Origin of the sequence: Novosphingobium percolationis, assembly GCF_020179425.1 — a bacterium.
Classification (GTDB): Bacteria; Pseudomonadota; Alphaproteobacteria; order Sphingomonadales; family Sphingomonadaceae; genus Novosphingobium; species Novosphingobium percolationis.
Window position 1 is genome coordinate 15269 of sequence record NZ_JAILYM010000009.1, and the last position, 24736, is coordinate 40004.

A 24736-nucleotide genomic window follows, 5' to 3' on the forward strand; every position below is an offset into this window, starting at 1 on the left:
CATCCGAAAATTTGACGAAAATGGCAATCGCCGCAACCAGTCGAGCCAAGTCGCGACGCGACCAATCGCGCGACAAGGCGCTCTTTTTCAACTTGGCATGAGCTTTGCTTTCACCGTGGCTACGTGGAACCGCCCGCAACCAGCAGGGAGGTCCAACGGAGGAGAGGAGAAGGCAGAATGGATGTCGCAGGTCTGATCGACACAAGCACGGGCCGCCAATCGCGCGCGATCTATTCGGACGAAGCAGTCTATCGTCAGGAACTCGAACGGGTGTTCGGCCGGTGCTGGCTGTTCCTGGCCCACACCAGCCAGATTCCGAAGCCCAACGATTTCTTCCGCACCTACATGGGCGAAGACGACGTCATCGTCGTCCGGCAGAAGGACGGCTCGGTAAAGGCCTTCCTCAACACCTGCACCCATCGCGGCAACCGTATCTGCCGCGCCGACCGCGGCAATGCCCGGTCCTTCACCTGCAACTATCACGGCTGGTCGTTCGCCCCCGATGGCGCGCTGGCGGGTGTCCCGCTCGAAAACGAAGCCTATTTCGGCGAACTCGACCGCAGCAAGTTCGGGCTGGTCCCGGTGGCGCAGGTCGCCGAATACAAGGGGCTGATCTTCGGCTGCTTCGATCCCGCCGCGCCGTCGCTCGAGGACTACCTCGGCGATGCCAAATTCTATCTCGATGTCTGGCTCGATGCCCTGCCCGGCGGCACCTCGCTGGTCGGCGAAACCCAGAAGATGGTCCTGAACACCAACTGGAAGCTGCCGGTCGAAAATGTCTGCGGCGATGGCTATCACCTGGGCTGGGCCCATGCCGGGGCGATGATGGCGGTGCAGTCGATGGACCTGTCCGGCCTCAGCGTCGGCAATTCGAGCGCCAACCTCGAAGGCGGCCTGTCGGTGGCCGGGCTCAACGGCCACATGGCGCTGACTTCGCTCGACGGCGTTTCGGGCTATGCCTTCTATCCCGAGCCCAAGCCGATGCTCGATTATCTCGAGGCCAACCGGCCGGTCGCGATCGAGCGCCTCGGCAAGACCCGCGGCGAACAGCTGTGGGGCTCGCAGATCAACATCACCATCTTTCCCAACCTCCAGTTCCTGCCCGGGCTCAACTGGTTCCGGGTCTATCACCCCAAGGGGCCGGGGCAGATCGAGCAATGGACCTGGGCGATGGTCGAAAACGACATGCCCGAACAGGTCAAGGCGACGATCCTCGACAACCAGTGCCTGACCTTCGGGCTGGCGGGCCTGTTCGACAACGACGATGGCGACAACCTCGCCGCCTGCACCGAGCAGTCGCGCGGCTGGCGCACCGCGCAGATGGATGTCTACACCAACATGGCGCTGGGCCGCTCCGGTCCGCGCGAGGGCTTTCCCGGCGACATTGCCGCGGGCCTCGTCAGCGAACACAACCAGCGCTACTTCTACCGCCGCTGGCAGGAACACATGCAGGCGTCGAGCTGGAGCGAGGTTCCCACCTACAATCTCAATCCGTTGGCCTCGCGGGAGGCTGTCGATGCTTGACCTGCGCCAGGAACCCGCGCTGCACGACGCGGTAACCGCCCTGACCCAGCGCCTCTACCACGAGGCGCGGCTGCTCGACGAAGAACGCTTCGAGGATTGGCTGGAGCTGCTGTGCGAGGACGTGTCCTACCACATGGCGCTCAAGAGCCGGCGCTTCCGGGCCGACCGGTCGGCCCCGATCGCGGTCGGCGCGGGGAATGTCTTCAACGACAATTTCGCCCGGCTGAAACTGCGGATCGACCGCCTGCGCTCCGGCTTCGTCTGGGCGGAGGATCCGCCGAACTTCGTGCGCCGGGTGGTCTCGAACGTCGAGGTTCTGCCCGCCGACAAGCCGGACGAAGCGCTGGTCCATTCGGTCGTCGTGATCCATCGCAACCGGATCGACGGGCAGACCCGCCTGCTCACCGCCGGACGCACGGATCGCTGGCGCAAGGGCGGCGAAAGCTGGTTTCTCGCCGCGCGCGAAATCGCGCTCGACCATGCGGTGCTGCCCGACAGCAACGTGAACGTATTTTTCTAGATCAACACAACCAGATCAACACATCGGGAGACGATGACCATGCGTATGGAACGACTCGGCCGCGAACCGGAATTTTCGCGTTACATGGACCTGAAGGAAGGCTGGCTCGATCGCCGCATCTTCAGCGATGCCGACATCTACGAGGAAGAGCTGTACCGCATCTTCGCGCGTTCGTGGCTGTTCGTCGCCCATGAAAGCCAGCTGCCCAGGGCCGGCGATTTCCTGACCACGCACATGGGCGAGGACGCGGTCATCGTCACCCGCCAGCCCGACGGCTCGATCAAGGTCTACCTCAATTCCTGCCCGCATCGCGGCAACAAGGTCTGTTTCGCCGATGCCGGCAACACCCGCCGGTTCGTCTGCAACTATCACGGCTGGGCCTTCAACACCGCCGGTGAACTGCAGGGCATGCACGAGGAATACTGCTACGACGAAGGCGATATCGACCGCAAGAAGAACGGCCTGCGGCAGGTCGCCCGGGTCGGCAGCTACAAGGGACTGGTGTTCGCCACCTTCGCCGAGGATGGACCCAGCCTCGATGCCTGGCTCGGCGATTTCCGCTGGTATCTCGACATGCTGCTCGACAACGAGGAAGGCGGCACCGAACTGATCGGCGGCTGCATCAAGTCGGTGATCAGCGCCAACTGGAAGTTCGGGGTCGAAAACTTCATCGGCGATGCCTACCACGCCGGCTGGACCCACGATTCGGGCTGCCGGTCGATGAACAACGGCCAGCCCTTCCCGCCGATCGACATGGAAAATTCCTACCATGCCAGCGTCAATGGGCATGGCTGGGAATTCGGCACCGAGGGGGTCGGCGACCTGTTCCTCCTGGGCCGCCCCAAGGTGATGGAATATTACGAGAAGATGCGCCCGAAGATGGCGGATCGGCTGGGCACGATGCGCTCGCAGATCTTCGGCTCGGTGGCCTCGGCCTCGATCTTCCCGAACGTCTCGTTCCTGCCCGGGATTTCCACCTTCCGGCAGTGGCAGCCCAAGGGCCCGATGCAGTTCGAGCTCAAGACCTGGGTGATCGTCAACAAGGCCATGCCCGACGACATCAAGGACGAAGTGACCAAGGGCGTGATGCAGACCTTCGGCCCGGGCGGCACCTTCGAGATGGACGATGGCGAAAACTGGGAAAACTGCACCACGGTCAACCGCGGCGTCGTCACCCGTCACGAACGGCTGCACTACCGCTGCGGGATCGGGCGCCAGATTGATCACGATACCCTGCCCGGGATCGTCTATCGCGGCCAGTACAACGACGCCAACCAGCGCGGCTTCTACCAGCGGTGGCTGGACATGATGGAGGCCACCGACCTCGGCGCGATGCCGCCACGGCCCGAACCGCGCCTGACCGGAATCGCCGAAACGCGCGACCTTCCCGGCCTGTTCGCGCTTTGAGAGAGGATATCAGACCATGAACCAGACCACCACTCTCGAACGCCCCCGCGCCGGCGCTGCCGCTTCGCTGGAAGTGAGCCACGCGCTGACCCAGACCCTCTATCGCGAAGCGCGCCGCCTCGACGATGAAGACTATGCCGGCTGGGTGGCGATGCTCGCCGACGACCTGCATTACCACATGCCGGGAATCGAAACCCGCTATCGCCGCGACACGACCGATCAGGTCACCGACCTGACGCGGATGGCCTATTACAACGACAGCCTCGACGAGATCAAAAAGCGCCTGACGCGCCTGGAGACGGGCACGGCCTGGTCGGAAGATCCGGCCACGCGCTACACCCATATCATCACCAATGTCGAAGTGGAAAACACCGACAAGGCGGATGAATTCCGGGTGTTCTCGAACTTCTACGCCTATCGCAATCGCAACGAACGCGACGAGGATTCGCTGATCGGCAACCGGATCGACATCTGGCGCGAAACCGGCGGGGCCTATCAGCTCGTCAGGCGGCGGATCATCCTCAAGCACAACATCATGCTCAGCAAGAACCTGAACATCTACCTTTAGGACATCCCGGCGCGACATCGGGCAGGCCCCGATGCCGCGCCGTTCAAACAACAGACAATGGGACGCTCCCCGGATCGGGGGAAGATACCCAAATCGGAGAGAAGCGATGGACGCACTACGCTATTATCTGGTCCCGGCGATGACCCTTACCGGCGTTGCCGGCTTCATCCTCGGCGGCCCGTTCGTCTGGCTCGGCATCGCCACCTTCGCGGTGCTGATGCTGCTGGATATCGTCCTGCCAAGCGATCACAAGGTGCGCTCGCGCGGGATCGCGCCGCTTGCCGATATCGCCATCTACCTGCAATTGCCGCTGATCGTGGCGCTCTATCTGGCCTTCGCCAATTCGGTGGCGAGCGGCACCAACCCGATCTGGGGAACCGATGGTTCGGCCTGGCAACTGATCGGTTCGATCGCCAGCCTGGCCTGGCTTTCGGCTGTCCCGACCCTGCCGGTGGCGCACGAGCTGATGCATCGCCGCCACTGGTTTCCGCGGGCCGTGGCCAAGGGGCTGAGCGCCTTCTATGGCGATCCCAACCGCGATGTCGCCCATATCGTCACCCATCATGTCCATCTCGACACCGCAAAGGACAGCGACACGCCGCTCCGCGGCCAGACGATCTACAGCTTCGTGTTCCAGGCCACCTGGGGTTCGTACAAGGACACCTGGGAAAAGCAGGGCGAAATCCTCACGCGGCTCGGTTATTCGCCGTGGAGCTGGCGCAATGCCATGTGGCTCCAGCTGGTGCTGGTCGGCGCGATCATCCTGGGGGTCGCGGCGGCGGCGGGGCCGATCGCCGGCTTCGCTACCGTTGGCGCGATGTTCTTCGCCAAGATGTTCGTCGAAGGGTTCAACTATTTCCAGCACTACGGCCTGCTGCGCGTTGAAGGCGATCCCATCGCCAAACACCATGCCTGGAACCATCTGGGCATGATCGTGCGTCCGATCGGCGTGGAAATCACCAACCACATCAACCACCATCTCGATGGCCACATTCCCTTCTACGAACTTCAGCCCGAGCCGAAGGCGCCGCAGATGCCCTCGCTGTTCCTGTGCTTCCTGTGCGGTCTGGTTCCGCCCGTCTGGCATCGGTTCATCGCGCAGCCGCGGCTGAAGGACTGGGATATGCATTTCGCCTCGCCGACCGAGCGCCAGCTGGCGATGGCGGCGAACGCACGGGCGGGCTGGCCAGCCTGGGCCACCACCGATTGACCGATTGACAGTTCCACCCGCATGGGGACCTTTCTCTCCGATTGCCCCATGTAACCTTGGCGGCATCCCCTTGCGGGGATGCCGCTTCTTTCTTTCAACGACATCATGTCCTTTCAAGGCAGCCTGATCAATGTTCTCGTTCTTCAAAAAACAGCAAGCAACCAAGGTCACCGTTGCCGGAGAAGCGGCAACCCTGGAAGTTCCGCGCGGCAAGACCCTGCTCGAGGCGATGCTGTCTGAAGGCCTTGCCATGCCGCACGATTGCAAGGTCGGCTCGTGCGGCACTTGCCGGTTCAAGCTGGTCGAAGGCAAGATCGGGGAGCTGAGCCCGTCCGCCCTGGTTCTCGAACGCGATGCACTTTCACAAGGCTATCGGCTGGCCTGCCAGGCGATGCCGCGCTCGGATCTGGTCATCGCCCTCGATGCTCCCCTGTCCCGCCAGCAGGCGGTGGAACATTACACCGCGACCATCGTTGCCACGCCTCGGCTGTGCCCGGACATCATCAATCTGGTGGTCGAACTCGATCGCCCGATGGGATTCATTCCCGGACAATATGCCGACCTTACGGCACCGGGCATCGCCGAACCGCGCAGCTACTCGTTCGCTTTCGCTCCCGAAGCGGGGGAGGCAACCCGCCTCGAATTCCATGTCCGGCACGTTCCTGGCGGCCTTTTCACCGACTGGCTGTTCGGTGCGGAGCGCATCGGCCAGACCCTCGACCTCTCGGGCCCCTACGGTCAATTCCGCCTCAAGGACAGCGCCGCGCCGATGCTCTGCCTGGCAGGCGGCAGCGGCCTTGCCCCGATCATGGCGATCTTGCAGCAGGCTCGATCCTTGGGGGCGAGCCGGCCGGTTACCCTGCTTTACGGGGCCCGGACCCGGCAACACCTCTATTGCCTGAACGAGATCGAAGCGCTCCGCAGGGCCTGGAATGCGCCCTTCGAATTTGTTCCGGTGCTGTCGGAAGAGGATGCGGGCAGCGGCTGGACCGGGGCCCGGGGGCTGGTTACCGAGCCGATCGCACGGCTGGCTGACCTGGCCAGCACCGAAGCCTACCTGTGCGGACCTCCAGCCATGATCGACGCCGCCGAAGCCCAGCTTGTCCGGCACAGCCTATTGCCTGAGCTGATCGCCGCAGATCGCTTTCTCGACAAGAGCACGAAGCCCTGAGCATGGACGTCTGGTCCGGGCCTGGAGTCGCTCCGGCCCGGTTTCCGATCAGGCGGTTCGACACGCCGGAACCGGCCCCAGGCCGGTCCGGCGCGCCGGGCGCTCAGTTGTCGACCAGGACCATTTTCCGCACCAGGTCCTGAACGTCAACCTTTTCCTTGTTGTCCAGCAGCACGGCAACCCGGTTGATGGTCGCGATCACCGAGGTATACTGGCCATGGGCATAATAGGCGTCGATCGGGTAGACGACCGTCTTGTCGACCGGTGCCCGCTGGTAGCTGAGCTGCCCGATGCCATAGATCGCAAGCCCGCCTGCTTCGGCGTGGCCCATCATGCGTTCGGCCCGATCCCGGGTGATTTGCCCGCCGAATTCGACCAATTCCGGCGGCGCCACCGAACCGCCCGGATGGGTCGGCTTCCACCGCGCCGCCCCGAGCACACCGGGAACAGCCAGCAATTCCTTGAAATCGAATCTTTCAGCCATTGCTCTCGATCCTTTTCTTGTGATGTTCAGGCATTCCAGCCCGGTGACCAATGGGCCCCGAGCGAGGTGGCGGATCAGGCCTCGGGGCGCTTGCCGATGCCGATGCCGCCGTCGCTCAGCAGCACCGTTCCGGTCATGTACGCGGAATCGCGGCGGGAGGCGAGAAGCGCGTAGAGGCCGGCATGGTCTTCCGGTTCGGCGATCCGCGCAAGCGGCGTCATTCCGGAAATGAGGTCGTCCAGGCCAGGCATCTCCTCCATCCGGGTTTCGGAGAAGCCGCCGCTCTCGGTCCCGCTGAGCGGGGTCCGGGTGCCGCCCGGGGCGACGCCATTGACCCGGATGTCGGGTGTCAGCTCCCAGGCCAGCTGCCGGATCAGACCGAGCACCGCGTGCTTCGATGCGACATACAGGGTCCCACCGCCGCCCGTGTAATAGCTCGAGGTCGAGGCGGTGAAGACGATGCTGCCCTTGGTCTTGCGCAGTTCGGGAATCGCGGCGCGCGCCCCGAAGAAATAGCCCTTCAGGTTGACGTCGAAGATTTCGTCGAAGGTCTTTTCGAGCTGATCGGGATCCTGCTGCTCGAGCGGCACCATGAAATCCCAGATCCCGACATTGCCGACAAAGACATCCAGTTTGCCGAATGCCGCGACGGTTTCGGCGACGGCCCGGGCATTGTCTGCATAGGAACGGACGTCGCCCACGACCACGGTGACGTTGTCACCGTGGCGCGAACGCACCAGCTGGGCCTGCTCGTCGTCGCGGACGAGCACGCCGACCCTGGCCCCTTCCTCGATGTAGCGGGCGACCACCGCCGCACCAATTCCGGTTGCGCCGCCGGTCAGCAGCGCAACCTGTCCGTCAAGTCTTGCAGACAATGCCAATCTCCCATTCAAGCCGTTTTTTTGCGTTGGGTGACCTTACTGGTCGAACATCCCCATGCGCCCTTCCTGCAGATTGATCACAACCGACTTGGTCTGCGTGTAGTGGTGCAGGACTTCATGGCTGAACTCACGGCCGAAACCGCTCTGCTTGTAACCGCCGAGCGGCATGTTGGGCTTGAGGTTGTAGTAGCGGTTGACCCACACCGTCCCGGTTTCGAGCTTGCGGGCAAACCGGTGCGCGCGGGCGATGTCCTTGGTCCAGACGCCGCCGGCCAGGCCATAGGTCGTGTCATTGGCCAGCGCCATCATCGCGTCCTCGTCGTTCCAGGTCAGCACGCTGGTAACCGGGCCAAAGATTTCCTCGCGGGCGATCCGCATCGAATTGTTGACGTTGGTGAAGACCGTCGGCTTGATGAAATGCCCGTCGGCCAGGCTTTCGTTGCGGCTGCCGCCGGTGAGGACGGTCGCGCCTTCGTCGGTGGCCAGCTGCAGATAGCTCTGGACCTTGTCCATCTGCATCTGCGAGGCCTGCGCACCAATCTGGGTGGCAAAGTCGAGCGGATCGCCCTGGCGGATGCCTTCGAGCGCCACCTTGAACTTGGCGAGGAACTCGTCCTGGATCGATTCGTGCAGGAACAGGCGCGAACCGGCCAGACAGACCTCGCCCTTGTTGAGCACGGTCGACATCGTCGCGCTTTCGACGGCGGCATCGATGTCGGCATCGGCGCAGACGATGTGCGCCGACTTGCCACCCAGTTCGAGCGTCTGGGGGATGATGTTGGACGAAGCGTACTGGATGATCCGGCGAGCCGTCGCCACCGAACCGGTGAAGGCGACCTTGCGGACGTCTTCGTGGGTCACCAGCGCCTCACCGACGTCGGCGCCGTAGCCGGTCACGACGTTGATGACGCCCGGGGGCAGCAGGTCGGCCATTTCGACAAAGAATTCGATTACCGACAGGCACACGGTTTCCGCGGGCTTGAGCACGACCGTGTTGCCCGAAGCCAGCGCCGGGGCGATCTTGCAGGCCATCATCAGGATCGGGACGTTCCACGGGATGATCTGCGCACAGACGCCCAGCGGCTCGCGGTGGACGATGCCGATCGCGTCGGGATAGTCCAGCGTCTGGCCATGCAGGCCATAGGCCGCGCCGGCGAACACTTCGAACTGGCCGATTGCCTGCGGCATGTCGAAGTACATCGATTCGCGGATCGGCTTGCCGTTGTTCAGGGTTTCGAGCGTGGCGTAGTGCTGGTGGCGCGCCTTGAGCCGGCGGGCGACTTCGATCAGGATTTCCTGGCGCTGGGCTGCCGAGCTTTCGGCCCACTTCGGGAAGGCGGCCTTGGCTGCGGCAACCGCGCGCTCGATATCCTTGGCGTTGCCGGCCTGGATCTTGGTGAGCACCGCCCCGGTTGCCGGGTTGATCAGGTCGATCGTCTTGCCGCTGTCGCCCGAAACCCACTCGCCGCCGATGAAGTGGCCGTATTCCGACTTGATGCCGTATTCGTTTTCAGTGCTCTTCAGTTGGGTAGCCATTTCAAATCTCCTTCCAATCTCATTCAACTGCAATGACCAGGTCTCCGGCAGGAAACAGACGGCAGGCCAGGGCATAGCCGGCCTGGCGATCACTGTCCGGCACCTTCGCCGCACTCATCTTGCCGGTTCGGTATTCGCCTTCGACTACCTTCACCCGGCAGATTCCGCATCCCCCGCCCCGGCAGCCAACCCCGATATCGCCTGCGCCACAACGCTCCATCGCGAGAAGAACCCGCTCGTCCCCGCCGCAGGTGAACTCACCGCCGTCCAGCACCCGGATTCGATAGGGGCCGCTCACGGTATTAGCCTTGTCCGGCTGCCTTCGCCGCCGCTTTGGCCGCGAAGGACTCTCCGCCCACCGCGAAATGGCCTGGCGGCATCTCGCGCAGGATGATGCGGACCGATGAGCGCGGCGCACCGATCGCTTCGATGGCGGCATCGGTCAAAGCCTGGATCAACCGCTCCTTGTCGTCGGGAGTCCTCCCTTCGAGCATGTTGACCTCGATGATCGGCATTTACGCCTCCACCTGGAACATGACCGAGCCCAGCCCCTGGACGGTCGTGCGCACCGTCTGCCCGGGCGCCAGGTTGGGCGCGGCGGTGATCCCGCCCGCCATCACGATGTCCCCGGCCGCAATTTCCTCACCGGCTTCGGCGACCAGCCTGGCGGCCGCAACCAGCGAGCGCAGGGGGTGGCCGAGAATCGCGGCAGTCGAGCCGACCTGCGTCACTTCCCCGTCGATTTCGAGGTAAACGCCGAGGTTGGAGAAATCCATCGCCGGGTCGTGCCAGGAACCGATCACCAGCCCCGACGACGAAGTGTTGTCGGCGATGACATCGGACAGCGCGAACTTGAAGTTCTCATAGCGGCTGTCGATGATCTCCATCGCCGGGGCAATCGCCTCAACCGCCGCCAGCGCAGCGGCCGCCGTCACCTTGCCGGCCAGCGGTGCCTTCATCAGGAAGGCCACCTCCGGCTCGACCCGCGGATGGACGAAGCGCGCCCGCGACATGGCCGTCCCTTCCTCGACCAGCATGGCGTCGGTCAACCGCCCCCAGGCGACCTCATCGACCCCGACCTGCAGCATCTTGGCGCGGCTTGTCAGCCCCATCTTGACTCCGATCCGGCGCTCACCGCGCGCCAGCCGGCGATCGACCGACAGCTTCTGGATGCGATAGGCATCCGCCACGCTCAGATCGGGGTCGGAATGGGTGAGCTGCGGCGTGGCGCGCGCGTGCAGGGCGGCGCTGTCGAGGATTTCGGCGTATCGCTCAAGCTTGTCCATCGCCATGTGCCTATGCAGCGCGAGCGGAAACGAGATCGAGCGCGACATCGACGATCATGTCTTCCTGCCCGCCAACCATCCGGCGCTTGCCCAGCTCGATCAGGATTTCGCGCGTATCCAGCCCATACTGTTCGGCGGCCTTTTCCGCGTGGCGCAGGAAACTTGAATAGACCCCGGCATAGCCCAGGCTCAGCGTCTCGCGATCGACCCGCACCGGGCGGTCCTGAAGCGGCCGGATGATGTCTTCCGCCGCGTCCATCAGCGCCATCACGTTGCAGCCGTGGTTCCAGCCCTTGCGGTCGGCGGCAGCGACGAACACCTCAAGCGGCGCATTGCCGGCCCCTGCCCCCATTCCGGCCAGGCTGGCGTCGATCCGGACCGCGCCTTCCTGGGCTGCGACGATCGAGTTGGCGACGCCAAGCGAAAGGTTGTGGTGGGCGTGGATGCCGCGCTGGGTCTCCGGCTTGAGCACGCGGTCATAGGCGCGCAGGCGATCGCGCACCCCGTCCATGTCGAGCGCGCCGCCGCTGTCGGTCACATAGACACAGTGCGCCCCATAGCTTTCCATCAGAATGGCCTGCTGCGCCAGCGCCTCGGGATCGATCATGTGGCTCATCATCAGGAAGCCCGAGACATCCATGCCGAGATCGCGGGCAATGCCGATATGCTGCTTGGCGACATCGGCTTCGGTGCAATGGGTGGCGACGCGGACCGAGCGCACGCCGAGCGCGTAGGCGCGGCGCAGTTCCTCGACCGTGCCGATGCCCGGCACCAGCAAGGTGGTCAGCACGGCGTTCTTGATCACGTCGGCTGCGGCTTCGATCCATTCCCAGTCGGTATGGGCGCCGAAGCCGTAGTTGAACGAGCTGCCGTTGAGGCCGTCACCGTGCGACACCTCGATCGCATCGACGCCGGCATCGTCCAGCGCCTTGGCGATGGTGCGGACACTGTCGGTGCCGTACATGTGAAGAATGGCATGCATCCCGTCACGCAGGGTGACGTCCTGGATGTAGAGCTTGCCGGTTTCGGGGTTGAAGGTCATGCTGCCACCTTTGCGAGGCGTTGTTGGGCCATGCGTTCGCCGGCTGCCTTGGCGGCGGCGGTCATGATGTCGAGGTTCCCGGAATACTTGGGAAGATAGTCGCCAGCGCCCTCGACTTCGAGGAACACGCTGGTCTTCAGGCCGACGAATTCCCCGTATCCGGGGATCTTCAGCGGCCGGTTCGAGCCGAACCGTTCGAACTGCACTTCCTGCTTGAGGTGATAGCCGGGCACATAGGATTGGACGGTTTCGACCATTTCCTTGATCGAGGCGCGGATGGCGTCCTCGTCGACCTGATCGGTCAGCGTGAAGATCGTGTCGCGCATGATCATCGGCGGCTCGGCGGGGTTGAGGATGATGATCGCCCGGCCGCGGCCGGCTCCGCCCACCGTTTCGATCGCCTTCGCGGTGGTGCGGGTGAACTCGTCGATGTTCGCGCGCGTCCCCGGACCCGCCGAACGCGACGACACCGACGCGACGATTTCGGCGTAATGAACCGGAGTCACCCGCGAAACGGCGGCGACCATGGGAATGGTCGCCTGGCCGCCGCAGGTGACCATGTTGACGTTGCGAATGTTGTCTTCAAGCACCCCGCCGACCGGCGGGACGAAGAACGGCCCGATCGCGGCCGGGGTCAGGTCGACCACCAGCTTGCCATCGGCCTGCAGGGCGGCATCGTGTTCCTTGTGGGCGTAGGCCGACGTCGCATCGAAGGCGATGCCGATTTCGGGGTAGACCGGCAGCTTGCGCAGCCCGTCGATTCCCTCGTGGGTCGTCATCACGCCGCGTTCGCGGGCCATGGCGAGCCCTTCCGAGGCCGGGTCGATCCCGACCACTGCCGCTAGTTCAAGACTATCGGACCCTTTGAGCAGCTTGATCATCAGGTCGGTACCGATATTCCCGGAGCCGATGATGGCGCACTTCATCTTGGTCATGCTTCGATCTTCCCGTTAACTTGCGTCAGCCGGCATCGGCGGCGAAAGCCGCCCGCACCGTTCCAACGCCATTGATCCTTGCTTCCACGACATCGCCGCGTGCGACCCCCGCCATCGGCCCGAGCGCGCCGGACAGGATCACGTCGCCTTCAAGCAGCGGACGCCCCACCTTGGCCATCACCCGCGCCAGCCACAGCGCTGCGGTGATCGGGCTGCCGAGGCAGGCAATCCCCGCACCTACCGAGATCGGCTCGCCCTTCACTTCCATCACCATGCCGCATTCGCGCAGGTCGAGCGCCTCGAGCTTGCGCGGCACCGCGCCAAGCACGAACAACCCGCTCGAGGCGTTGTCGGCGACGGTGTCCCAGATCCGAATGTCCCAGTTGGCGACCCGGCTGTCGACGATCTCGATCGCGGGCACGACATATTCGACCGCGCGGATCATCTCGGCGGTGGTGAGATCGGGATGAGGCAGATCACGGCCGACCACGATCGCGATTTCCGCCTCGACCTTGGGCTGGATGACCTGATCGAGCGAGATAGGAATCCCTTCGGGCACGTCCATGTCGGAGAACAGCATGCCGTAATCGGGCTGGTCAACGCCGAGCTGGCGCTGCACCGCCAGCGAGGTCAGCCCGATCTTGCGGCCGACCAGGCGCCGCCCGCTGTCAAGGGCGTGCCGGGTGTTGATTTCCTGCACGGCGTAGGCGGCATCCACCCCGCCGGCCGAAATGAGATCGCGGATCGGCGCTACCGGCTTGCCGCTGGCAGCCGCGCCCCGCAATTGCTCGGCCGCCTGTTGAATCGCCTTGGGATCGATCTTGGTTTCAGTCGTCATGGTGTCAAAGCTTCACGCAGATGTTTTCGGTTTCGGTATAGAATTCGAGGCTGTGCACCCCGCCTTCGCGGCCGATCCCGGAATGTCCGGAACCGCCGAAGGCGGTGCGCAGATCGCGCAGGAACCAGCAATTGACCCAGCACACGCCAACCTGCATCGCGGCGGCGACGCGGTGCGCCCGCGAGAGGTTTTCGGTCCAGATCGTCGCACACAACCCGTAGTCGGTGTCGTTGGCCAGGCCGATCACCTCGTCTTCGCTGTCGAAGGGAATGACCCCGCAGCACGGGCCGAAGATCTCTTCGCGCATCACCGAACTGTCGTGCGCCAGGCCCGTCCACAGCGTCGGCTCGACATAGAAGCCGCCCGCTGCGTCACCCGACAGCGCGGGAACCCCGCCGCCGGTGACGACAGTGGCACCTTCGGCCACCGCGCGGGCGTAATATCCCAGCACCTTTTCCTTGTGCTCGGCGCTGATCAGCGGCCCCAGATAGGCCTTATCGCCGGTCGCGCCGGGCTTGAACGCCTTGGCCGCCGCCGTCATCCGCTTGACGAATTCATCGAAAACCGGCCGCTCGACATAGACCCGCTCGGTTCCGAGGCAGACCTGCCCGGTGTTGAGAAACACCGAGCGCGACAGCCCTTCGACCACCTTGTCGAGATCGGCGTCGGCGAAAACGACTGCCGGATTCTTGCCGCCAAGCTCGAACGAAATATCGCGCACCCCGACCGCGGCCTTCTGCATGATCGCCTGGCCGGTGCCGGTTTCGCCGGTGAAGGTAATCGCGTCGACATCGGGGTTCGCGGTCAGGAATTCGCCGGCCGAGCCGCCCCCGAAACCGTGCACCACGTTGTAGACACCCTCGGGCATCCCGACCGCGTTCATGACCTCACCCAGCAGCGCTGCGGTCCGCGGCGTTTCTTCCGAGGGCTTGACCACAACCGTGTTGCCGCAAGCCAGCGCCGGGCCGACCTTCCAGGTCATCAGCAGCAGGGGAAAGTTCCACGGGCAGATCACCGCGATCACGCCCTTGGGTTTGCGCACCACGTAGTTGAGCGCCTTCCCGCCGTCGGGCGTTGCCGTTGCAAACGATTCAGTCGGGGTCGTCGAAATGACGTCGGCAAACATCCGGAAGTTCGCGGCACCGCGCGGAATGTCGATGTGCGAGGCGACATGGCGCGGCTTGCCGGTATCCGCCACTTCGGCTGCGAGGAAATCGTCCGCGCGGCGCTCGATCTCGGTGGCGACCGCGGAGATGAGCTTGACCCGTTCCGCCGTGGTCATCTTGCCCCAGGGGCCGTTGAGCGCCGCCTTGGCCGCGGCAACCGCATCGGCCACATCGGCTTCGCTCGCTTCGTGGACAGTACCGATCCGAAGGCCGGTCGCAGGAGCGAAATTGTCGAAGGTCTTGCCAGTGCTTCCACGGCGATAAGCTCCTGCGATGAAATTCAGGATGGTATCGGTAACAGCAGGGGTACTTTCGGTTGCCATGGGCTTTTGTCTCTCCGTAACGTCGTGCTTCAATGCCGCTATGGCCAGGCGTCAATATTGGGCCGCCCCGATCGCGATGAGGGCTGCATTGGCACACTGCGTATCCAGTTCTTCGGTTCCGCCGGACACGCCGATTGCGCCGACGATTTCGCCGGCGATCGCAATCGGCAGCCCGCCGCCGAACATGGCGATTCCCGGCTTCGCGGCGATACCTCCGCTTAGCGCGGGATTGCCCGCGACCATCTTGTAAACGTCAGGCGACGGAACCTTGAAGCTGGCCGCGGTATAGGCCTTGTCCTGCGCGATTTGGGACGAGGGCAACGGGGCCCCGGTTGCGCGCAACAGGGCGACCAGCTCCCCGGTGGCGCCAACCACTGCGGCGACGAGGGGACAGCCCGCCTCGCCGCCTTTGGCCACGGCGACCTGCACCGCCTTGGCGGCAAGATCGTGTCCCATCGACCGGATTGTCGCCACTCCGTTCATGCTCAGGTATTCACCGTCATGAAGCGGTCGTTGAGCGCCTTCTCGTAATAGAAGATCGCCTTGCCGGCATTCTCGGCCTGCCACATCCGGCGCGGATTGTCGGGATAGTAGGTATAGCCGCCGCTGAACGTCTCGTTGCGGTTGCCCGACGGGTCGAAGAAATAGATCGTCTGCCCGCGCGTGATCCCATGGCGGGTCGGGCCGATATCGAGCGAAATGTCGTAGCGGCTGATGATGTCCGCCGCATGGCCGACGTCGTGCCAGGATTCAAGGTTGAACGAGGTGTGATGGATCCGTCCGTCCTCGGGATAGCCCAGGAATGCCACGTCATGCGCCTTGTTGCTGCACGAAAGGAAGATACCCAGACGAGTGCCCGAAGCCTCGTCCAGCAATTCCTCGGTAACCGAGAAATCGAGTGCTTCGACAAAAATCTTCGCACTCGCCGAAATATCGACACCATTGAGGGCGCAATGATCGAACCGGGTCGCGCGCATGCCGCGCGGCTCGGCGATCCAGACATCCGGATTGCGCACGGCCGGTCCAGTCTCGGACAGCTCCATCTCGGCATAGAGATCGAACACGTGGGCGGTTGGCGTATTGAACCGGATCTTGCGGCCAACGCCGGGATCCTCGCCCGCCGGAATGATTTCGACGTGGACCCCCATGTCGAGCAGCCGTTCGGCAAAGTGGTCGAGATCGGCATCCTTGGCGACCTTGAATGCCATCCGGTCGAGCCCGGCGGAATCGGCCTCGCGCAAAATGATGCTGTGGCGATCGAACTCGTCGAAGGCCTGGAAGAAAGCCCTGCCGCCCTCGACGCTCACCAGGTTGAGGCCGATACGGTCACGATAGTGCTGGATTGCTTCATCCAGATCGAGGACGCGCAACTGGACATAGCCGGGGCGAAGTACACCGGTCAGCGCCATTTCAGTTCTCCTTGTCCCTTCAGGCCTTGAGGCCGTTCTCGAAAAATTCGGTCACCATGCGGTTGAAGCTCGCCATCCGTTCGATCTGCACCCAGTGGCCGCATTCCGCGAACACGTGCAGGTCGGCGCGTGGCAACAGGCTGGCCAGGCGAACGGTGGACTCCAGCGGAATCACCTGGTCGAACAGGCCATGCAGGATCAGCGTTTCGTGCTTTAGCGCCGCCACGTCTTCCTCGCGGCTTGCCAGCATCGCGATGTTGCGCTGCCGGTCAGCCCCGCCGAACGTCGCGTGATACGGCTCGTGCGCTTCCGGACGCGCACTCGCTTCGTAGCGCGACTGGATCAGGTCTTCGGTCAGTCGGCTGTGATCCCAGGCGAGGTACTTGAGCGAGGCGCGCATTTCTTCCAGCGAAGGCTGGTAGCCCCAGACCAGGTCGAGCGCAGGCGTGATCGGGAAATCGAGCCCGGCCGGGCCCATCAGCACCGCCCTTTCGACCCGATCGGGATGCGCGATCATGAACGCCAGGGTTATGCCGCCGCCGAAGGAATTGCCGACCATCGAGACCTTGTCGATCCCGAGGCTATCGAGCAGGGATGCGACCTGATCGACCCACACCCGCTTGTCTTCGATTCGGCCCTTCGAATCCGAATAGCCGAACCCGAACATGTCGGGCGCGATGACGCGGAAGCGCTTCGCGAGCTCGGGCATGTTGAGCCGCCAGTTGGCCCAGGCAGTCACCCCGGGTCCCGATCCGTGGATCAGCAGGACCGGTGCGCCATCGCCCACATCGTGGTAGTTCGTGACGCTTCCGTCAACCGAGATGGACTTGCCAACCTCCGGGCGTGCGATGTCATTGGCAACAGCAGTCATGGTTCTCCCAATCGATTTTCAACCGCTTTTTTGCGGGTAGCATTGCCTCTCATCGCGACAGCCAACGCTACCGGCTCTCGCGTTCATCCGGCTTCGCGTTACTGTTGCACTAAACAGAATGCATTTGCAAATGGAGAATGATTCAACTCCATCGCATCACGCCGGAATTCGGTCGGTCCGGCTCACGCCAAGCCTTCCGCCTTGAGCGCCGCACCCACGGCGGGACGCTGCGCGATCTTGCCGGCATAGGCGCCAAGTGCGGGATAGGCGACCATGTCGATACCGACGTAGGCTGGCCAACCCAGCATCACGAACAGGTAGATGTCGGCGACACTGAAAGCACTGCCGGCAAAGTGGTCCCGCCCGGCCATTTCCTTGTCGAGCGCGGCGAGATGGTTCTTGACCGATTCCGCGGCCGCCGCCTTCGCTTCGTCGGAAGTGCCGGGGGCGAACAACGGCACGAATGCCTTGTGGAATTCGGAACCGAGGAAGCTGAGACGGCTCAGCAGTCGGTAACGATCGAGGCTGCCTTCGGCCGGCGCCAGGCCGGACGCGGGGTTCTGGTCGGCAATGTAAAGCAGGATGGCGGGGTTCTCGGTCAGGGTCTCGCCGCTGTCCAGGGTCAGGGCCGGGACCTTGCCGGACGGATTGACGGTGAGGAAATCCTCGCCCGCTTCGGTCTTGCGCACGGCCAGATCGACCTTGACGGCTTCGAAATCGGCTCCGGTTTCGCGCAGGGCAATGTGCGGGGCAAGCGAGCATGCGCCCGGGCTGATGAACAGTTTCATTGTGTTTCTCCTCTAGGTTCCTTGTCGACGCCAAATCGATGTTCGGCCATCAAATCGGAGTCGCCAGCAGCGTTGCGATCCTGTGGGTGTCATAGACGCACATTCGGCTCACCAGCTTGGCCGCCCCGTCCTTGATCAGCAGCCGATCGACATATTTCCCGACGTTGTAGATGCGGGTCTCACCGTCGTTGCGGGTCTGCAGCAGGGCGTAGCTTGCTTCGGCTGACACGGTGTCCCCGTCGATCCCGGTCAAGACCGCTCGCGAAATCAGGTGACGGCTGAAATGCTCCGGAAAAACGTTGGCACGGCGCATCGCCACCACCCGATCGACCAGCATGCCCTTGCTGTCACAATACATCACCGCGGCCGGCAGCCCGTTGTCGACATTTTCGCGGGCGATCACCTGATAGAGGCAATCGTCCACGAAAAACTCGGGCCACTCCTCAAGCCGGCCGTCATCCAGACACAGTCCGTAAGCGGCGTTCAGAGAATCGACTAGGCCTTGCAATAGAGGATCAACCACGGTCATGCCGATGCCTCTGCGCTGACGGCAAGGGCATCGCCCATCAGGCTCAGATAGCCTTTCCAGAAGCCGCGCACTGCGTTCTCGTCCATGCCCATCGGTGCGTAATAGCCGCGCACGTCGTCGCCGCCCATTTCGATGAAACTGTGCTTGCCTTCGGCCCCAATCGTCCCTTGCTGGCAAAGCTCGACCGCTTCGCCGTCTTCCATCGAGATCAGGCCGGAGGGGCCGACAAGGTTCAGGTTGCGTAGGCGGTGACGCGTGGTCTCTTCATCGTCGTCGGCATAGCCGAAATAGGTCCAAACCAATTCGGTCTTGTCGACGCCGTGAGTCACGATCTGGCGTGTCGCCAGCGTGTTCTGGATCTGTTGCAGAACGACCGAGGGAAACAGCGACTGGATGTGCAGGCCGACATCGTCCTCGATCTCGGGCCGGAACTGCAACAGGCTTCCGTCCTGCAATTTGGCAGCGCCTTGCATTTCGCGATTGGCTTCATCGCCGAACGAGCCGTAATCGATGTCGCCCTTGGGCTTGGAGACGGTAAAGACGTTGTGAAAACCCTGCTCGGCCAGTTCTCCGGCGCTGTCCTGGCTTTGCCGGTAAATGCCGAAGGTCGGGTAGAACAGGTGGAGCAAGGCGCCGTGGTAGCTGTCACGGCTGTTTTCGGAATAGAGCTTCCAGTTGCCCGCCATATATTGCCGGGAATAACCGAGCACCCTGATCGGGCGGTGAAAAACGCGGTCGATGTACTTGCGCATCACCGGGCCGAGAAAATCTTCAAGCGGCTCGATCTCGGCTGAAAAGGTGCCGAAAACCATGCCTTTGTAACTCTCCACCCGGAGCTTTTCGAGCGAGTGATTGGCCGGATCGAAATCCTTGTCATACCCCCCTACTCCCTTGAGGCCGCGCCGGAACGGCACGCCGACCAGTGTGCCTTCCGAATCGTAGGCCCACTGATGGTAGACGCAGACAAACGCGCCGTCGGCCTGGTTGCCGCGCAGCGAACGGCATACCGTTGCGCCTTTGTGCGCGCACCGGTTGACCCAGGCATGGATCTTGCCTTCCTGCCCGCGCACAAGGACCACCGGCGTTTCGCCGACATGGGTCGCGCGAAAATCTCCGGCGTTGGGAACCTCGGCCTCAAGCCCAAGGTAGCACCAGGTGCGACCCTTGAAGACACTGCGCTGCTCGGCGGCGAAAATCTGCGTATCGTGGTAGACCTTGTAGTCCACCGCCGTAGGGAGCGACGGCGCCCCCACCGAGACCATGTCATTCATTGTGCGTCTCCCACAAAGCCCTGGCCCGACGCGAGCTGGCCGCAGGTGCGCATCGCGCTGAGCATCATTGCCGCGTCCGCCTGTCCCGTGCCGACGATGTCATAGGCGGTGCCGTGGGCTACCGACATGTGTAGATAGGGCGGCCCCATCATGATCACGCAGTTGCCCGAAAAGCCCCAGGTCTTGACGGCAATGTGTCCCTGATCGTGGAACATCGCGAGGACCATGTCGTAGCGCCCCTCGATGCACTGACGGAACACCGAATCGGGCGCAATCGGGCCTTCGACGGCAATGCCCGCTGCCCGCGCCCGCTCGACCCCGGGGGCAATCGCAAACCGCTCCTCGTCGCCCATGGCGTGCGGGTTCAGCCCGGCCACGGCGATCCGCGGACGGGCGATTCCCCACGACCGCATGGCATCGTTGACCTGCCCGATCGCCTTGGCCACGAGGTCCGCGGTTATCACGTCGATCACCTGGCGCAGAGACATGTGATCGGTAAGATGCGCGACCCGCAAGGGTCCGGTCAGCAAAACCAGATAGCTTTCGCCAGGGGTCGGACTGATGACCTTGTCGAGTTTTCCGGCCATCTTGAGCGAACCGGTGCTGATCGGTCCCATGATTGTCGCGGCAAAGGATCCGTCCCGGGCCAGCGCGTCGAGTTCGTCCAGCCATTGCGCCGAGGCATGGCCGGCCACTTCGGTATCCTCGCCCAGCGGCAAAACGCCGTCCGGCAAGGCACCGGTGTCGATCACGTCGATCACCCCGACATCGTCGCTGGGCCGTTCGAACGAACGCATCCGGCGCACCCGGGCCCTGACCCCGGTCATGTCGAGCGCACGCTCCACCGCGGCTGCCGAGCCAAGCAGCACCGGAATCGACACCTCGTGTACCGCCCCGTCCGCGAGCGCCTTGACCGTCACTTCGGGTCCGATTCCCGCAGGATCGCCGATCATGGTCCCGACGACGGGCCGGTCTGCTGTTGCTGCCATGGGCCGGTCAGATGCTGTAGACATCGAGCATGGTCTGCGCGAGGTCGTTGATGATCACGGTCTTCTTGCGCTTGATCACAAAACTCGCGCCGACAGGCTCGAGATCGTAGAAGGCCGATCCGCTGTAGACGGTTACCGCCCCATCGAGCACGGATGTCACCGTCCACGATGTGCGCGCCCGCACCAGGCCATCGCCTTCTTCCGTCGATAGCAGCGTGAACACGTGCGAAGTGCGCGGCCCGGGCGTACTTGCCGAGGACCGCCCGGTGCGAATGCGGAAAACCCGATCCTCCAGGCCGCCGCGATTGTGGTAGTAGATCAGCGAGATTTCGCGCTGCGGATCGACGGTCAGGCGCTCGCGGTCATCCCAGGCCGGCGCCCAGTATTCCGCGTCTTCGGCATAGAGCGACAGCCAAGTGTCCCAGTCCTTGTCGTCGAGCGCAACTGCCTCACGGCCAAGAAAGCGGTGAACGGCAAGCCATTGCGTATCGGTAGCCGTCATCGCGCCAACTCCAAATCGCCCTTGGCAAGCAGTTCGGCGGTCTCCTGGTCGATTGCGGTGTTCATCCGGCTGATCCATTCGTCGTGGATGGCAACATAAAGTCCCTCGTCGGCCACAGCCGGGCTGCTCATCACGGCATCCACCGCGAGGCCCGCGCCGAATTGACCGGCGCCTTTCTCCCACCGGGTCGCACCGCGCGACATGTCGTTCATCCGGCCTTCGCCGGCACCAAATCCGGCCTGGCAGTTGTTGAATTCGGTCAGGTCGTCGGGAGTCGCCATGCCGCTGGCATTGAAGAAGTCCTCGTACTGCCGGATCCTCAGGGCCCGGGCCGCGGGGCTTTCACCCACCGGAGCGATGCAATAGGTCGTGACTTCGGTCTCATCGACGGAGACCGGCTGGATGATCCTGATCTGGGTGCTGGTCTGATCCATCAGGAAGACATTCGGGAAGAGCTGCAGGTTGCGGATGCGCTTGTTCATCCACAGCGCCTTTTCCTCGCCATGGGCGTCCACTATCCAGTCGAGGACCTCGAAATTGGGCCGATCCCTGAAATTGGCATAGTCGGCCCACAGCACCGAATGCCCGTTGTGGAAGGAAAACGAACCTCCATCTTGTTGATTGAAGTTCGCGAAATCGATCGCCCTGGTATCGTTATTGGATTGCCCTTCCACCCGGCGCTGCACCGTCAGGAAATAGTTCGCGTGAACGGTACTGACGTGATAACCGTCCAACCCGTTCTCAACCTGCATCTTCCAGTTGCCGCGATAGCGGTACCGGGTTGCACCCGGCAGCACTTCCATTTCACCATGTTGCGATTGGTCCACCAACAGGTCGACGAACGCCTTGGAACCGGCGAGATACTCTTCGAGCGGCAAGACATCGGCCGACAGGCTTCCAAAAATGAAGCCGCGGTAAATTTCGAGACGGGCGATTTGGGGAAGCCCGAAATCGGCGCGGTCGAAGCCGGGCGCATAGCCCCCTGCCCCTTCCTCAGTGACGTCGAGAAGATCGCCCGCCGACGAGTAGGTCCAGCCGTGGAAGGGGCACATGAAGTTCTTCTTGTTGCCGGCCTTTTCGCGGCAGACCTTGGCACCGCGGTGGGCGCAGGCGTTGACCAGTCCGCGGACAGTGCCCGTCCTGTCCCGGGTGATGATGACGGGCGTCCGTCCGATCTTGGTCGTCAGGAAATCGTGGGGCTTGGCGACCTGGCTTTCATGCGCGAGAAAAATCCAGTTGCGCTCGAAAATATACTTCATCTCAATATCGAACAGCTCGGCATCGGTGAAGGCGGCGCGGTCGATCTGGAAGATTCCCCTCGCCTGGTCTTTCACGAGCCACGACTTCAGTCGCCGTTTGATCGCTTGCAAATCGGCAATCCGACCGACGCGCTTTTCTGCGACTTCCATAACGCTCCACTCCCAATATGCGAAAGCCGGATCGGTCGGCTGTCGCTGGATGACCGGGCACCTTGGCGGTGCTCCCGAACGCTGCCCCGCGCCGTTCGCCCATCGCGAACGAATCACTGGTTTGACGTTCTGCTGCGCATTTCCTACGCCAACAAATTACCCTGTGCAACGTATTGCACTATGGGGAACTATCGGTTATTGCCTCGACTCAGCCGGCAAGACCGGCGGCAAGACAATCGGCGATGACGGTCCCGCGAGATGCGAGCCGCGTCCTCTGGGAGAGAAGGCAAATGGCAGCTGTCACGGAACTCGGTTACCTCGGTTTGACCGTCTCAAGCCTTGATGCATGGCGCAGTTATGCTGCCGAAGTGGCCGGCATGGAGATTGTCGACGAGGGCGAAGGCGACCGCCTCTACCTGCGCATGGACCAATGGCATCATCGCATCGTTCTGCACGCCGCCGATTCCGACGATCTTGCCTATCTTGGCTGGCGCGTTGCCGGTCCGGTCGAATTCGACGCCATGGTGGCAAAGCTGGCCGCCGCCGGAATCGCGGTGGAAGTGGCGAGCGACACCGAAGCTCGTGAGCGGCGCGTGCTTGGCCTCGCCAAGCTCGCCGATCCAGGCGGGAACCCCACCGAAATCTTTTACGGCCCGCAAGTCGACACTCACAAGCCCTTCCATCCCGGACGCCCGATGTACGGCAAGTTCGTGACCGGCTCGGAAGGAATCGGGCATTGCATCCTGCGTCAGGACGATGTTCCCGCGGCGGCGGCGTTCTACGGACTGCTGGGGCTGCGCGGATCGGTCGAGTATCACCTGCAGCTGCCCAACGGGATGGTGGCCCAGCCGTACTTCATGCACTGCAACGAGCGGCAGCATTCGGTCGCTTTCGGGCTTGGCCCGATGGAAAAGCGCATCAACCACCTGATGTTCGAATATACCGACCTCGACGATCTCGGCCTCGCGCATGATATTGTGCGGGCGCGCAAGATCGACGTCGCCCTGCAACTCGGCAAGCACGCGAACGACCAGGCGCTGACCTTCTACTGCGCCAACCCGTCGGGCTGGCTGTGGGAGTTCGGCTGGGGTGCCCGCAAGGCCCCGAGCCAGCAGGAATACTACACCCGCGATATATTCGGTCACGGCAACGAAGCCGCGGGGTACGGAATGGATATTCCCCTCGGCTGATCATCCATTTGATCGCCGGTCCATAACCTAGATTGGAATTGCCAGACGCCATGTCGAACAAATTGCGCCTTTGCCAAGTAGCGGCCGTCAAGGACGGTGAACCGGTCGCGGTCTACCAAGACAAAATGCCTGCGCTTGCAGTCTACAACGTCGATGGCGAAGTGTTCGTCACCGACAATCTGTGCACCCATGGCAATGCCATGCTCACCGATGGCTACCAGGACGGCACAATTATCGAGTGCCCGTTTCACGGTGGTTCGTTCGACATCGCGACCGGAGCTGCCAAGGCCTTTCCCTGCCAGATCCCCATCAAGACATACCCCGTCACGATCGAAGACGGCTGGGTGTGCATCGATCAACCGAAAGAGAGCGCCTGAATGCTCCTCGACACCCCTTCCCGCTATGAGCTGCAGCAGCTCACTTCCGAGCTCAACGCGCTCTACGCCGAACTCATTGACGATGATCGCTTGGAAGAGTGGCCCGAACTCTTTGTTTCGGACTGCGTTTATACCGTGATCTCGCGCGAGAACTTCGAGCGAAACTTGGATTCAGCGGCGATCTATTGCGACAGCCGCGGAATGCTTGTGGATCGCATTGTTTCACTGCGCAAAGCCAATATCTTCCCGGTGCATGCCTACCGTCATATTCTCGGTCCGACCCGGATGGTTTCCACAACGGGAGCACTCGCAAAGACGCAAACCAACTATGCGGTCCTTATGACCCGTACCGACGGACACACCACAATCTACAATTCGGGCAAGTATATAGACGAGATCGACTTGTCGGGCGAGCGCCCCTTGTTTCGTTCGAAGATCGCCGTTTTCGATACCAACCTCATCGACACGATGATGGTTCGCCCGATTTAGTTCGCGACCAGGATTTTGATC

28 protein-coding genes are annotated in these 24736 nt (G+C 62.9%); 9 read left to right on the forward strand and 19 right to left on the reverse strand.

Translation table 11 applies throughout. The features are described 5' to 3' along the window. The first annotated feature begins 177 nt into the window (after nucleotides 1-177). The 6 genes from K3A84_RS18565 (at nucleotide 178) to K3A84_RS18590 (ending at nucleotide 6400) form a co-directional block, all read left to right on the forward strand. A complete protein-coding gene (locus K3A84_RS18565) occupies nucleotides 178-1524 on the forward strand; it encodes an aromatic ring-hydroxylating oxygenase subunit alpha (RefSeq protein WP_225010974.1) in 1347 nt (448 codons plus the stop codon). After that, nucleotides 1517-2044, forward strand: a complete 528-nt coding sequence (locus K3A84_RS18570) for an aromatic-ring-hydroxylating dioxygenase subunit beta (protein ID WP_225010975.1) — start codon at nucleotides 1517-1519, stop codon at nucleotides 2042-2044. The genes K3A84_RS18565 and K3A84_RS18570 overlap by 8 nt, the downstream gene beginning before the upstream one ends. 39 nt (nucleotides 2045-2083) lie before the next feature. Beyond that, nucleotides 2084-3451, forward strand: a complete 1368-nt coding sequence (locus K3A84_RS18575) for an aromatic ring-hydroxylating oxygenase subunit alpha (protein WP_225010976.1) — start codon at nucleotides 2084-2086, stop codon at nucleotides 3449-3451. Between the two features lie 16 nt (nucleotides 3452-3467). Beyond that, a complete protein-coding gene (locus K3A84_RS18580; RefSeq protein ID WP_225010977.1) occupies nucleotides 3468-4019 on the forward strand; it encodes a 3-phenylpropionate/cinnamic acid dioxygenase subunit beta in 552 nt (183 codons plus the stop codon). A 106-nt stretch (nucleotides 4020-4125) separates the two neighbouring features. Further along, the gene (locus K3A84_RS18585) at nucleotides 4126-5229 is read left to right on the forward strand and encodes an alkane 1-monooxygenase (protein ID WP_225010978.1); all 1104 of its coding nucleotides are present in this window, start codon (nucleotides 4126-4128) and stop codon (nucleotides 5227-5229) included. Between the two features lie 130 nt (nucleotides 5230-5359). Continuing rightward, nucleotides 5360-6400 (forward strand): 2Fe-2S iron-sulfur cluster-binding protein, encoded by a 1041-nt coding sequence (locus K3A84_RS18590; protein WP_225010979.1) that lies wholly within the window; start codon nucleotides 5360-5362, stop codon nucleotides 6398-6400. 103 nt (nucleotides 6401-6503) lie between these two features. Here K3A84_RS18590 and K3A84_RS18595 read toward each other — a convergent pair whose 3' ends face one another. The 19 genes from K3A84_RS18595 to K3A84_RS18685 all read right to left on the reverse strand — a co-directional run bounded on the left by K3A84_RS18595 (nucleotide 6504) and on the right by K3A84_RS18685 (nucleotide 22659). Continuing rightward, nucleotides 6504-6884, reverse strand: coding sequence for a hypothetical protein (locus tag K3A84_RS18595; RefSeq protein WP_013832822.1), 381 nt, complete (start codon nucleotides 6882-6884; stop codon nucleotides 6504-6506). Nucleotides 6885-6958: 74 nt separating this feature from the next. Beyond that, nucleotides 6959-7759 carry a 3-(cis-5,6-dihydroxycyclohexa-1,3-dien-1-yl)propanoate dehydrogenase gene (gene hcaB / locus K3A84_RS18600; RefSeq protein WP_225010980.1) on the reverse strand — a complete coding sequence of 267 codons (801 nt, stop codon included), beginning with the start codon at nucleotides 7757-7759 and terminating at the stop codon, nucleotides 6959-6961. A gap of 42 nt (nucleotides 7760-7801) precedes the next feature. Beyond that, complete coding sequence (locus tag K3A84_RS18605) at nucleotides 7802-9301, reverse strand: aldehyde dehydrogenase family protein (RefSeq protein WP_225010981.1); 1500 nt, start codon at nucleotides 9299-9301, stop codon at nucleotides 7802-7804. A gap of 19 nt (nucleotides 9302-9320) precedes the next feature. Then, on the reverse strand, nucleotides 9321-9599 hold the full coding sequence (locus K3A84_RS18610) for a 2Fe-2S iron-sulfur cluster-binding protein (RefSeq protein ID WP_225010982.1): 279 nt from the start codon (nucleotides 9597-9599) through the stop codon (nucleotides 9321-9323). Nucleotides 9600-9603: 4 nt separating this feature from the next. Continuing rightward, a complete protein-coding gene (locus K3A84_RS18615; RefSeq protein WP_225010983.1) occupies nucleotides 9604-9816 on the reverse strand; it encodes a 2-hydroxymuconate tautomerase in 213 nt (70 codons plus the stop codon). Next, the gene (locus tag K3A84_RS18620; RefSeq protein ID WP_225011108.1) at nucleotides 9817-10587 is read right to left on the reverse strand and encodes a 2-keto-4-pentenoate hydratase; all 771 of its coding nucleotides are present in this window, start codon (nucleotides 10585-10587) and stop codon (nucleotides 9817-9819) included. It lies immediately after the preceding gene. Nucleotides 10588-10597: 10 nt separating this feature from the next. Beyond that, a complete protein-coding gene (dmpG, locus tag K3A84_RS18625) occupies nucleotides 10598-11629 on the reverse strand; it encodes a 4-hydroxy-2-oxovalerate aldolase (protein WP_225010985.1) in 1032 nt (343 codons plus the stop codon). Next, nucleotides 11626-12564, reverse strand: a complete 939-nt coding sequence (locus K3A84_RS18630) for an acetaldehyde dehydrogenase (acetylating) (protein WP_225010986.1) — start codon at nucleotides 12562-12564, stop codon at nucleotides 11626-11628. The genes dmpG and K3A84_RS18630 overlap by 4 nt, the downstream gene beginning before the upstream one ends. 25 nt (nucleotides 12565-12589) lie before the next feature. Then, nucleotides 12590-13402 carry a 2-keto-4-pentenoate hydratase gene (locus K3A84_RS18635; RefSeq protein ID WP_225010989.1) on the reverse strand — a complete coding sequence of 271 codons (813 nt, stop codon included), beginning with the start codon at nucleotides 13400-13402 and terminating at the stop codon, nucleotides 12590-12592. A gap of 4 nt (nucleotides 13403-13406) precedes the next feature. Then, nucleotides 13407-14891, reverse strand: a complete 1485-nt coding sequence (locus tag K3A84_RS18640; RefSeq protein ID WP_225010990.1) for a 2-hydroxymuconic semialdehyde dehydrogenase — start codon at nucleotides 14889-14891, stop codon at nucleotides 13407-13409. A 51-nt stretch (nucleotides 14892-14942) separates the two neighbouring features. Beyond that, the gene (locus K3A84_RS18645) at nucleotides 14943-15347 is read right to left on the reverse strand and encodes a GlcG/HbpS family heme-binding protein (RefSeq protein ID WP_225010991.1); all 405 of its coding nucleotides are present in this window, start codon (nucleotides 15345-15347) and stop codon (nucleotides 14943-14945) included. 29 nt (nucleotides 15348-15376) lie between these two features. After that, on the reverse strand, nucleotides 15377-16300 hold the full coding sequence (locus K3A84_RS18650; protein WP_225010992.1) for a catechol 2,3-dioxygenase: 924 nt from the start codon (nucleotides 16298-16300) through the stop codon (nucleotides 15377-15379). A gap of 19 nt (nucleotides 16301-16319) precedes the next feature. Next, nucleotides 16320-17171, reverse strand: coding sequence for an alpha/beta fold hydrolase (locus K3A84_RS18655; RefSeq protein WP_225010996.1), 852 nt, complete (start codon nucleotides 17169-17171; stop codon nucleotides 16320-16322). Between the two features lie 182 nt (nucleotides 17172-17353). Continuing rightward, nucleotides 17354-17959, reverse strand: a complete 606-nt coding sequence (gene gstA / locus K3A84_RS18660; RefSeq protein WP_225010997.1) for a glutathione transferase GstA — start codon at nucleotides 17957-17959, stop codon at nucleotides 17354-17356. Between the two features lie 49 nt (nucleotides 17960-18008). Continuing rightward, nucleotides 18009-18488: an aromatic-ring-hydroxylating dioxygenase subunit beta gene (locus K3A84_RS18665; RefSeq protein ID WP_225010999.1), complete on the reverse strand. Its 480-nt coding sequence runs from the start codon at nucleotides 18486-18488 to the stop codon at nucleotides 18009-18011. After that, nucleotides 18485-19759 (reverse strand): aromatic ring-hydroxylating dioxygenase subunit alpha, encoded by a 1275-nt coding sequence (locus K3A84_RS18670; RefSeq protein WP_225011000.1) that lies wholly within the window; start codon nucleotides 19757-19759, stop codon nucleotides 18485-18487. The genes K3A84_RS18665 and K3A84_RS18670 overlap by 4 nt, the downstream gene beginning before the upstream one ends. Then, on the reverse strand, nucleotides 19756-20748 hold the full coding sequence (locus tag K3A84_RS18675; RefSeq protein ID WP_225011001.1) for a PdxA family dehydrogenase: 993 nt from the start codon (nucleotides 20746-20748) through the stop codon (nucleotides 19756-19758). Before K3A84_RS18675 ends, K3A84_RS18670 begins: the two co-directional genes overlap by 4 nt. 7 nt (nucleotides 20749-20755) lie before the next feature. Beyond that, complete coding sequence (locus K3A84_RS18680; protein WP_225011003.1) at nucleotides 20756-21250, reverse strand: aromatic-ring-hydroxylating dioxygenase subunit beta; 495 nt, start codon at nucleotides 21248-21250, stop codon at nucleotides 20756-20758. Continuing rightward, entirely contained in the window at nucleotides 21247-22659 is a 1413-nt protein-coding gene (locus K3A84_RS18685; protein WP_225011005.1) for an SRPBCC family protein, read from the reverse strand. The genes K3A84_RS18680 and K3A84_RS18685 overlap by 4 nt, the downstream gene beginning before the upstream one ends. Before the next feature lie 290 nt (nucleotides 22660-22949). Between K3A84_RS18685 and bphC the strand changes: the two genes are divergently transcribed. From bphC to K3A84_RS18700, 3 genes are read left to right on the forward strand one after another with little or no spacing between them, the layout of a single operon-like run. Further along, nucleotides 22950-23849, forward strand: coding sequence for a biphenyl-2,3-diol 1,2-dioxygenase (gene bphC / locus K3A84_RS18690; protein WP_225011007.1), 900 nt, complete (start codon nucleotides 22950-22952; stop codon nucleotides 23847-23849). A gap of 50 nt (nucleotides 23850-23899) precedes the next feature. Beyond that, the gene (locus K3A84_RS18695) at nucleotides 23900-24226 is read left to right on the forward strand and encodes a non-heme iron oxygenase ferredoxin subunit (protein WP_225011008.1); all 327 of its coding nucleotides are present in this window, start codon (nucleotides 23900-23902) and stop codon (nucleotides 24224-24226) included. After that, nucleotides 24227-24715 (forward strand): aromatic-ring-hydroxylating dioxygenase subunit beta, encoded by a 489-nt coding sequence (locus tag K3A84_RS18700; protein ID WP_211150170.1) that lies wholly within the window; start codon nucleotides 24227-24229, stop codon nucleotides 24713-24715. Nucleotides 24716-24736 lie beyond the last annotated feature (21 nt).

Bases quoted from the DNA above. Each gene is read 5' to 3' on its own strand.
- K3A84_RS18565 (WP_225010974.1), top strand. From the start codon at position 178: ATGGATGTCGCAGGTCTGATCGACACAAGCACGGGCCGCCAATCGCGC.
- K3A84_RS18570 (WP_225010975.1), top strand. From the start codon at position 1,517: ATGCTTGACCTGCGCCAGGAACCCGCGCTGCACGACGCGGTAACCGCC.
- K3A84_RS18575 (WP_225010976.1), top strand. From the start codon at position 2,084: ATGCGTATGGAACGACTCGGCCGCGAACCGGAATTTTCGCGTTACATG.
- K3A84_RS18580 (WP_225010977.1), top strand. From the start codon at position 3,468: ATGAACCAGACCACCACTCTCGAACGCCCCCGCGCCGGCGCTGCCGCT.
- K3A84_RS18585 (WP_225010978.1), top strand. From the start codon at position 4,126: ATGGACGCACTACGCTATTATCTGGTCCCGGCGATGACCCTTACCGGC.
- K3A84_RS18590 (WP_225010979.1), top strand. From the start codon at position 5,360: ATGTTCTCGTTCTTCAAAAAACAGCAAGCAACCAAGGTCACCGTTGCC.
- K3A84_RS18595 (WP_013832822.1), bottom strand. From the start codon at position 6,884: ATGGCTGAAAGATTCGATTTCAAGGAATTGCTGGCTGTTCCCGGTGTG.
- K3A84_RS18605 (WP_225010981.1), bottom strand. From the start codon at position 9,301: ATGGCTACCCAACTGAAGAGCACTGAAAACGAATACGGCATCAAGTCG.
- K3A84_RS18615 (WP_225010983.1), bottom strand. From the start codon at position 9,816: ATGCCGATCATCGAGGTCAACATGCTCGAAGGGAGGACTCCCGACGAC.
- K3A84_RS18620 (WP_225011108.1), bottom strand. From the start codon at position 10,587: ATGGACAAGCTTGAGCGATACGCCGAAATCCTCGACAGCGCCGCCCTG.
- dmpG (WP_225010985.1), bottom strand. From the start codon at position 11,629: ATGACCTTCAACCCCGAAACCGGCAAGCTCTACATCCAGGACGTCACC.
- K3A84_RS18630 (WP_225010986.1), bottom strand. From the start codon at position 12,564: ATGACCAAGATGAAGTGCGCCATCATCGGCTCCGGGAATATCGGTACC.
- K3A84_RS18635 (WP_225010989.1), bottom strand. From the start codon at position 13,402: ATGACGACTGAAACCAAGATCGATCCCAAGGCGATTCAACAGGCGGCC.
- K3A84_RS18640 (WP_225010990.1), bottom strand. From the start codon at position 14,891: ATGGCAACCGAAAGTACCCCTGCTGTTACCGATACCATCCTGAATTTC.
- K3A84_RS18645 (WP_225010991.1), bottom strand. From the start codon at position 15,347: ATGGGACACGATCTTGCCGCCAAGGCGGTGCAGGTCGCCGTGGCCAAA.
- K3A84_RS18650 (WP_225010992.1), bottom strand. From the start codon at position 16,300: ATGGCGCTGACCGGTGTACTTCGCCCCGGCTATGTCCAGTTGCGCGTC.
- K3A84_RS18655 (WP_225010996.1), bottom strand. From the start codon at position 17,171: ATGACTGCTGTTGCCAATGACATCGCACGCCCGGAGGTTGGCAAGTCC.
- gstA (WP_225010997.1), bottom strand. From the start codon at position 17,959: ATGAAACTGTTCATCAGCCCGGGCGCATGCTCGCTTGCCCCGCACATT.
- K3A84_RS18665 (WP_225010999.1), bottom strand. From the start codon at position 18,488: ATGACCGTGGTTGATCCTCTATTGCAAGGCCTAGTCGATTCTCTGAAC.
- K3A84_RS18670 (WP_225011000.1), bottom strand. From the start codon at position 19,759: ATGAATGACATGGTCTCGGTGGGGGCGCCGTCGCTCCCTACGGCGGTG.
- K3A84_RS18675 (WP_225011001.1), bottom strand. From the start codon at position 20,748: ATGGCAGCAACAGCAGACCGGCCCGTCGTCGGGACCATGATCGGCGAT.
- K3A84_RS18680 (WP_225011003.1), bottom strand. From the start codon at position 21,250: ATGACGGCTACCGATACGCAATGGCTTGCCGTTCACCGCTTTCTTGGC.
- K3A84_RS18685 (WP_225011005.1), bottom strand. From the start codon at position 22,659: ATGGAAGTCGCAGAAAAGCGCGTCGGTCGGATTGCCGATTTGCAAGCG.
- bphC (WP_225011007.1), top strand. From the start codon at position 22,950: ATGGCAGCTGTCACGGAACTCGGTTACCTCGGTTTGACCGTCTCAAGC.
- K3A84_RS18695 (WP_225011008.1), top strand. From the start codon at position 23,900: ATGTCGAACAAATTGCGCCTTTGCCAAGTAGCGGCCGTCAAGGACGGT.
- K3A84_RS18700 (WP_211150170.1), top strand. From the start codon at position 24,227: ATGCTCCTCGACACCCCTTCCCGCTATGAGCTGCAGCAGCTCACTTCC.